Source organism: Bradyrhizobium sp. 33ap4 (assembly GCF_032654765.1).
Taxonomy (GTDB): domain Bacteria; phylum Pseudomonadota; class Alphaproteobacteria; order Rhizobiales; family Xanthobacteraceae; genus Bradyrhizobium; species Bradyrhizobium australafricanum.
In genome coordinates this window covers 23423-30159 of record NZ_JAUMTJ010000085.1, presented here as the reverse complement: position 1 = coordinate 30159, position 6737 = coordinate 23423, and the positions used below count along the sequence as shown (strand labels likewise).

The window sequence follows — 6737 nt, the reverse complement described above, 5'->3', positions numbered from 1 at the left end:
CCGCCCGGAATTACCGGGCCGTCGTCACTCTCGCTGCCATCGTCCTATGGCTGCGATAAGTGTCCACACCACCTAGCCGAGCCCGTCCTTGAGGCCATACTCCTCGTAGATGGTCAGGGGATCGGTGTCGGGAAACAACCGGCACTTGGCCTGCGCAAGATGCAGCGTGACGGCGCCGGCCTCACATCTGGCGGTCAGGATTTTTCGGACATCCTCCATATGCGCGCGCGGCTGATGCTTTGACGGCAATTGTTCGAGCGCCACCAGCGCTGTGGCCAGGGCCTCCGTGACCACCCATTCGTCGTGTCCGGTAATTCCCTTTCGCGGCATCGCCACACCCTCCGTAGCACCGGCTGCGACATTGTAGCGCGAGATGGGTGGGGGCTGTCATCAGCCAACATGGCCAGGGCAGCGGGGAACCGGTTCGCGTGGCCCTGCCACGATGCGCCGCAGGGAACCGGCGTGGCAGCGCGCGGAAGCAATGATTAGAACCACGAGGCTCGCTTCTTCGTCTCGGGTCAGTCCACCCAAATGTTCGCTCCCTATCTCTTGGCCTGTAGTCTTGTCCCCGACGGCGCCCCGATCGTGACGCATGCCGCACGGTTGCTGCCGGTGCGCCGGCATGGGGAGCCGGCCATGCTCAAGCTCTCGCACGAGCCGGACGAGCGCCTCGGTGCCATCGTGATGGAGTGGTGGGACGGCGAAGGTGCGGCGCGGGTTCTTGCCCGTGACGGCGACGCCCTTCTGCTCGAGAGGGCGACGGGATCGGCTTCGCTCAGCGAAATGGCGCGAACCGGCCGGGACGACGAGGCCTGCAGGATTCTCTGCGCAACGGCTGATCGGCTTCACGCCGAGCGAGCGAAGCCGCGGCCGGATCTGACGCCGCTGACGCACTGGTTTCGTGAGTTGTGGCCCGCGGCGAGGGCGCATGGCGGCATTCTGAACCGATCGGCGGAAGTTGCCGAAGCTCTGCTGGGCAGTCAGCGCGAGATCGTGGTCCTGCATGGCGACCTGCACCATGACAACGTGCTCGACTTCGGCGCGCGCGGCTGGCTTGCGATCGATCCGAAGCATCTCGTCGGCGAGCGCGGCTTCGACTTCGCCAACATCTTCACCAATCCGGATCTTGCGGATCCGACACGGCCGGTCGCGACCGAACCCGGACGCTTTGCGCGGCGGCTCGACATCGTCGTTGAAGCCGCGCGGCTGGATCGCCGGCGCCTGCTGTCATGGATCGTAGCCTGGACCGGCTTGTCGGCCGCATGGTTTCTGGGGGATGACGATCCGCTCGCCGAAATCGACCTTACGATTGCACAGTTCGCCGCCAATGAACTCGACCGGATGGCGTAGGGCGCGCAGCGACTACGCCGCCGCGGCGCTGGCTCCACTCAGCGACACGCTCAAAATCCGCCACTTCGAGATATCGAAGAAATAGGCGGCCTTGATGCGCGCGGAAGCGGGGTCCGGCGCCTGAATCGCGGTGTGGAATTGCCGCGTCCCATCGCTCAGCGAAATCCGGAATGTCTGCATTGGTCGAACCTCCACGCGCGGATGCTGCGGCACGGAGAGTTAACATCCGGTTGCCGTTGACGGCGCGCGCGACACGCTTGCTTCACTCACTCAGGTGAAGCCGGCGGAAGCCGCACCATCGTGTCCTCCGCGCCAACGACGCGTCCATCTTGCGCGCGCAATTCGAGCCGTCGCACCGGCAGCCCGTTCTTGCGGTCGACCAGCAGCACATGCGCCTCATCGGGCTCAAAGAAGAAATCCTCACCCCACTGCCGGAGCGCGACAAGAAGAGGGAAGAGCCCGCGTCCCTTTTCGGTCAGCACATATTCCTGGTAGGGGCTGCCGTCGCTTGCGGGCATCGTCTCCATGATGCCGTGCGCCAGAAGATTGCGGAGCCGGGCCGAGAGAATGTTCTTGGCAAGCCCGAGGCTCTTCTGAAACTCGCCGAAGCGGCGCAGCCCGTCGAACGCATCGCGGACAATCAGCAGCGACCACCAGTCGCCGATCGCATCCAGCGGCCGGGCAACGCCGCACATCGAGTCCCTGTGGCTCACTCGCTTGGCCATCGTGATCCTCAACACTCATTCCCTGGGGGATGATCGGCGCTCAGAGCCGCGGCCGGAAAACCACCCGATCGTGGGTTCGATATATTGGTTGCAAAGTAAAACCTCAAGCGATACACGATGGTTGCAAATTAAAACCTCCTGAGGTGCGCCATGATCCAAGCCGACGCCGCGTTCGACGGCACTTTTCCTTTCGCACCGCATTTCAGCGCGGCGCCGGGCTTTCAGATGCATTATGTCGACGAAGGTCCGCGGGACGGCGAGGTGGTGCTTTGCCTGCACGGCGAACCAAGCTGGGGCTATCTGTTCCGCCACCTCGTGCCGAGCCTCAGTGCGACGCACCGGGTGGTCGTTCCGGATCACATGGGTTTTGGCAAGAGCGCGACGCCGGCGCATCGCAGCTATTGGCTGCAGGACCATGTCGACAATCTCGAAGCGCTGGTCCGCGCGCTCGATCTCACCGACATCACGCTGGTCATGCATGATTTCGGCGGCCCGGTCGGCATGGGGCTGGCGGCCCGGCATCCGGGCCGGATTCGCCGCATCGTCTCCGCCAACGGGCCAACGCCGTTCGGGCAGAGCGATCTGTTCGATCGCGTCGCCGCCAACGCGCAGGTCTCGCCGTGGTTTCAATGGATCGCAAAGGCCGAGGCGAGCGGCGACCTTGAGCCGGTTCTCGGACAGCTCGGCTTCAACATTTTGAGCACGCTGAAGCTCAACGGATTCGAGAACAACGCCGTCATCACGGACGCCTGGCTCGCCGCCTACGGCGCGCATTTCGCCCGTCCGGCGGACTGCCTCGGTGCGATCGGCTGGGCCAAGGGTTTTGCGATCGGCGCGCATCAATTCCAGGCGCCCGATCCCGCCGCCGACCGCTTGATCCGCAGCAAGCCTGCGCTCGCGATCTGGGGCGAGGCGGATCGCACGCTGCGCGCAGAGCATTTCCTGCCGCTGTTCTCCGCAATCTTCCCGGCGGCACCCGTCCGGCGCCTTGCCGGTGTCGGGCATTACTGCTTCGAGGATGCGCCTGAGGAAATTGCCGGCCTGATTGCGGAGTTCATGCGGCAGACGTGACTGCGCGTCACATCGTGCATTCCGCCGAGATCGCCGCCTCAAGTGCCGGCACCCAGGCCTTGTAGGCGGCGGCGGTGAAGTGAATGCCGTCGGCCATCTTCGCGCCCGGCGGCAGATGCGGGTCGATAAACCGAACACCACGCGCAACTGCGGCGGCTTCGATCGCCCGGTTGGTCGATTCGTCAGCTGCGACGGCGATGGCCACCAATGGCCGCGTCGAGAGCGACTTGACGGTCTCGATGAGGTTGGCGAAGTCGCGTTGCGCCGTTGGCGATCCGGCGTCGTTGGCGCCGACCGCGAGCACGAGCAAGAATGCGCCCTGGTCCTGCAGCACGCGCCCGGCGAGCTGCTTTGCCTCCGCGATGGTCTGACCGCCAACACCGGCATTGATGACCGGACGTCCGCAGAGCTGCCGGGGCAGCGGAGCCATTTCGGTGATGCTGTCGCCAAGCACGACGATCGGCGCCGGCGCGTCGGCGAGCGCAGCGCGTATCATGAATTCGCGCACCGCGGCATGATCGTGAAAGGCGTGCTGAGACACTTCGCCGAAACGGTTGCGCATCCTCTGCAGCTCCGCAAAGGAAGCGACAAAACCAATCAGAAAAGTAACGGCCAAAACCCAAGGTAGTGCGCGACGCATTGCTCCTCAGAGCTATCATCACGGCTCCAGCCCGAGCAATATTCGGAAACAACCGCACAACGCCGAAGCGATCACTTTCTGCGGATCACGTCCTGCGGGAGGTGGCTGGATACGGCGGCGCACAACCCGTTACCTTCGTTGCGGCCATCTGGTGGTTGGCTATCGCGGCCGCCTTGGTCTCAGCTCCGAGCCCCGGCCGGACAGTCGCCCAATCGATGAGCGGCCCGAGACATAGGTGACATTTCGTACCGGACACATGGGTTACACTTTCCGCTTTTGTTCTGCGGGAGGTGTGGATGCCGTGGAAAGCGAGTTCGGTGATGGAAGAGCGCCTTCGCTTTGTCGCCCGTCTGCTGGACGGGGAGGCCATGACGGACGTCTGCCGGGAGTTCGGCGTGTCCCGCAAGACCGGCTACAAGATTTTCGATCGCTACAGGGAACAGGGCGCGGCGGCGCTATGCGATCGGTCGCGGCGACCGGTGCGCTATGCCAATCAGCTCCCCGAGCCAATCGAGGGCCTGATTGTTCGTCTCAAAGCCGAGAAACCGCACTGGGGTGCGCGCAAGATCCGTGAGCTCTTGGTCCGGCGGCTCGACGGCGATATCCGGGTTCCGGCCAAGAGCACCATCCATGCGGTTCTCGATCGCCATGGCCTGGTCAAGCGCGCAGGCGTGCCGCGCCACCGCGCGCGCGGCACGCCTCTGTCCGCGGGGGCCGGACCCAATGATCTGTGGTGCGCCGACTTCAAGGGCGAGTTCAAGCCCGGCAATGGCCGTTATTGCTACCCGCTGACCGTCACCGACCATGCCTCGCGCTTCCTGCTGTTGTGCGAAGCGCTCGATTCCACCCGCGAGGAGCCGGCCATTGCGGCCTTCGAGCGGTTGTTCCGTGAGCGCGGCATGCCGCGCGCCATTCGCTCCGACAATGGCGTGCCGTTTGCCAGTCCCAACGCCTTGTTCAATCTCTCAAAGCTCTCGGTGTGGTGGCTGCGGCTTGGCATTGCCATCGAACGCATCAAGCCCGGCCATCCGCAGCAGAACGGCCGTCACGAGCGCATGCACCTCACGCTCAAGCAGGAGACCACTCCACGATCGCGAGGTGCTCGTCACCGCCTGTGGACGGCTCTGCCTGCACCGCAAGCGCATCAACCTCTCCACCGTGCTGGCTGGACAAAAACTCGGCATCAAGGAGGTCGACGACGGCATTTGGCTCGTCAGCTTCATGCACTATGATTTGGGATACTTCGACCTGGAGCAGAAAACCCTGCAACCCCTCGACAACCCGTTCGGCACGAGGCTGTCACCATGTCTTAGGTACGACCTGTTACCCATGTCTCCGGGCTGGACATCGAAAGCAGTGGCGGAAGGGGTGGGATTCGAACCCACGGTACCCTTGCGGGCACGCCGGTTTTCAAGACCGGTGCCTTAAACCACTCGGCCACCCTTCCGGATCAAGGATCAGGCCCTTAGCGTAGGGCGGCGCCGAACGCAACGCGAACTTGGCAGCGAAACCCGGGCGGGCCCGTCATTCGCCGGTCCGTGAACTCAAAGGGCCCACGCTTGCAACGCCGTTGACCGCGAGGGCCCACGTTGGCCATGATGAGGCCCATGAAGCGTGTCCTCTTTCTCTGCACCGGCAACTACTATCGCAGTCGATACGCCGAGGAACTGTTCAATCATCTTGCAAGAGCCGAACAACTGGCGTGGCGCGCGTCCTCCAGAGGCGCGGCCGAGCGGGGATCGCCCGACAATGTCGGGCCGATGTCAGTCTTCACCGACGATCGTCTCCGCGCGAGCGGCATCGTTCCGGAAGGCGCGACGCGCTTCCCGCAGCCCTGTTCATTGGCCGACTTCGACGATGCCGACCTCGTGATCGCGCTCAAGGAGACCGAGCACCGTCCGCTGATCGAGCGCCGGTTCCGAGAGGTCGCCGAGAGGGTGACTTACTGGCACGTTGACGATATCGACTTTGCTCATCCGTCAGTCGCGTTGGCCATGATCGACGATCACATCCGCGCACTGGTTTCGGCGCTTAGGTCATCGGTTTGCGCTTCAGGAAGATCTCCAGCGCAAACGTAGCCGGTCGCGCGAGCACGTCGCTGATGCGTTCGAGATCGTCGATGGCGACGATCTCGAGGCGGCCTTCGGTCACCGTCAATTGGTCGATGGGCACATCGCGCGCGAGGAACACCTCGCCGCGAAGCGTGCCGTTTGGCGTTGCATGATCGGGACCGGAATAGCGGCCGATCAACTCGAAACGCTCGGGCGGCAGGTAGTAGCCGATCTCCTCGTGGATCTCGCGAACGACGCATTCGAGGAAGGTCTCGGCGCCCTCCCGCCGTCCGCCAAACAGGCTGATCTTTCCGCGATCGGTAACATGCGGGAGGTCGTCGCGCAGTTGCATCAGCAGCCGGCCATCTGTGCTGACGAGAAGGGCGGACGTTCCCTCCCTGACACTGCCGGTCATCCGTACATCCTCTTCGGGAAACGGCGAGGATGCGTCACGAGTGGGGCGGGGAGAAGACAGCGCGTCTGCCGCAACCCGTTTGGCGGGGAATGAGTAGGGGTAACCGATGCCCGTCGCACGGGCGCCGGTAGAATCTCAAAAATGTTCAGCCGAAAGCGAACGCCAGCAGGCTCGAGCACAGCAGCACGAGGCTTGCTGCGGTCAGGGTCAGAAACCCGTCGGAGACCAAATCGTGATTACGCATGATACACCTGCCTTCAATCGATGCTCATCCGAATTGATTAAAGCTTTCCGAACATTCACTCCTGGAAAGAGGTGACGCGTCTTTCCGCCTTCAACGGACTGTCAGGCCCGGTACCGATAGCCTTCCACGGCGTGCGCCAAGAAGATCGCCGCACTCACCAGGCCCATCACCGCTGTAACCGTCTCGATCATCGCAAACTTCCTTTGCGCCCCACACGGAGGAGAGAACGATTGCAGGCTTG

8 protein-coding genes, 1 tRNA gene and 1 pseudogene are annotated in these 6737 nt (G+C 63.6%); 4 read left to right on the top strand and 6 right to left on the bottom strand.

The window, feature by feature from the left end:
* Positions 1–72: 72 nt before the first annotated feature.
* Positions 73–330, bottom strand: a complete 258-nt coding sequence (locus tag Q2M23_RS39600) for a hypothetical protein (RefSeq protein WP_028340659.1) — start codon at positions 328–330, stop codon at positions 73–75.
* A 201-nt stretch (positions 331–531) separates the two neighbouring features.
* Here Q2M23_RS39600 and Q2M23_RS39595 point away from each other — a divergent pair, with 201 nt between their 5' ends.
* Positions 532–1350 (top strand): aminoglycoside phosphotransferase family protein, encoded by an 819-nt coding sequence (locus Q2M23_RS39595; RefSeq protein WP_316398960.1) that lies wholly within the window; start codon positions 532–534, stop codon positions 1348–1350.
* Between the two features lie 12 nt (positions 1351–1362).
* Here Q2M23_RS39595 and Q2M23_RS39590 read toward each other — a convergent pair whose 3' ends face one another.
* Together Q2M23_RS39590 and Q2M23_RS39585 are read right to left on the bottom strand one after the other, a co-directional pair.
* Positions 1363–1530, bottom strand: a complete 168-nt coding sequence (locus tag Q2M23_RS39590; protein WP_016847764.1) for a hypothetical protein — start codon at positions 1528–1530, stop codon at positions 1363–1365.
* Positions 1531–1616: 86 nt separating this feature from the next.
* Complete coding sequence (locus tag Q2M23_RS39585; RefSeq protein ID WP_082653901.1) at positions 1617–2075, bottom strand: winged helix-turn-helix transcriptional regulator; 459 nt, start codon at positions 2073–2075, stop codon at positions 1617–1619.
* A gap of 150 nt (positions 2076–2225) precedes the next feature.
* Between Q2M23_RS39585 and Q2M23_RS39580 the strand changes: the two genes are divergently transcribed.
* Entirely contained in the window at positions 2226–3146 is a 921-nt protein-coding gene (locus Q2M23_RS39580; protein ID WP_316398959.1) for an alpha/beta fold hydrolase, read from the top strand.
* A 7-nt stretch (positions 3147–3153) separates the two neighbouring features.
* On the opposite strand, the gene Q2M23_RS39575 is transcribed toward Q2M23_RS39580, so the two are convergent.
* Complete coding sequence (locus Q2M23_RS39575) at positions 3154–3708, bottom strand: SGNH/GDSL hydrolase family protein (protein WP_076828845.1); 555 nt, start codon at positions 3706–3708, stop codon at positions 3154–3156.
* A gap of 374 nt (positions 3709–4082) precedes the next feature.
* On the opposite strand from Q2M23_RS39575, the pseudogene Q2M23_RS39570 reads away from it, so the two are divergent.
* Positions 4083–5082 (top strand): annotated as a pseudogene (locus tag Q2M23_RS39570) (DDE-type integrase/transposase/recombinase); the annotation flags it as partial.
* Positions 5083–5143: 61 nt separating this feature from the next.
* Here Q2M23_RS39570 and Q2M23_RS39565 read toward each other — a convergent pair.
* Positions 5144–5233: transfer RNA gene (locus tag Q2M23_RS39565), tRNA-Ser, on the bottom strand.
* 160 nt (positions 5234–5393) lie between these two features.
* On the opposite strand from Q2M23_RS39565, the gene Q2M23_RS39560 reads away from it, so the two are divergent.
* Positions 5394–5864 carry a low molecular weight phosphatase family protein gene (locus Q2M23_RS39560; RefSeq protein WP_316398958.1) on the top strand — a complete coding sequence of 157 codons (471 nt, stop codon included), beginning with the start codon at positions 5394–5396 and terminating at the stop codon, positions 5862–5864.
* Here the strand turns inward: Q2M23_RS39560 and Q2M23_RS39555 are convergent.
* Positions 5818–6252 (bottom strand): NUDIX domain-containing protein, encoded by a 435-nt coding sequence (locus Q2M23_RS39555; protein WP_316398957.1) that lies wholly within the window; start codon positions 6250–6252, stop codon positions 5818–5820. The two genes, Q2M23_RS39560 and Q2M23_RS39555, sit on opposite strands and share 47 nt — an antisense overlap.
* Between the last annotated feature and the right edge of the window lie 485 nt (positions 6253–6737).

Coding starts and splice junctions, on each gene's coding strand:
- Q2M23_RS39595 (WP_316398960.1), top strand. CDS start 532: ATGTTCGCTCCCTATCTCTTGGCCTGTAGTCTTGTCCCCGACGGCGCC.
- Q2M23_RS39585 (WP_082653901.1), bottom strand. CDS start 2,075: ATGGCCAAGCGAGTGAGCCACAGGGACTCGATGTGCGGCGTTGCCCGG.
- Q2M23_RS39600 (WP_028340659.1), bottom strand. CDS start 330: ATGCCGCGAAAGGGAATTACCGGACACGACGAATGGGTGGTCACGGAG.
- Q2M23_RS39560 (WP_316398958.1), top strand. CDS start 5,394: ATGAAGCGTGTCCTCTTTCTCTGCACCGGCAACTACTATCGCAGTCGA.
- Q2M23_RS39590 (WP_016847764.1), bottom strand. CDS start 1,530: ATGCAGACATTCCGGATTTCGCTGAGCGATGGGACGCGGCAATTCCAC.
- Q2M23_RS39580 (WP_316398959.1), top strand. CDS start 2,226: ATGATCCAAGCCGACGCCGCGTTCGACGGCACTTTTCCTTTCGCACCG.
- Q2M23_RS39575 (WP_076828845.1), bottom strand. CDS start 3,708: ATGCGCAACCGTTTCGGCGAAGTGTCTCAGCACGCCTTTCACGATCAT.
- Q2M23_RS39555 (WP_316398957.1), bottom strand. CDS start 6,252: ATGACCGGCAGTGTCAGGGAGGGAACGTCCGCCCTTCTCGTCAGCACA.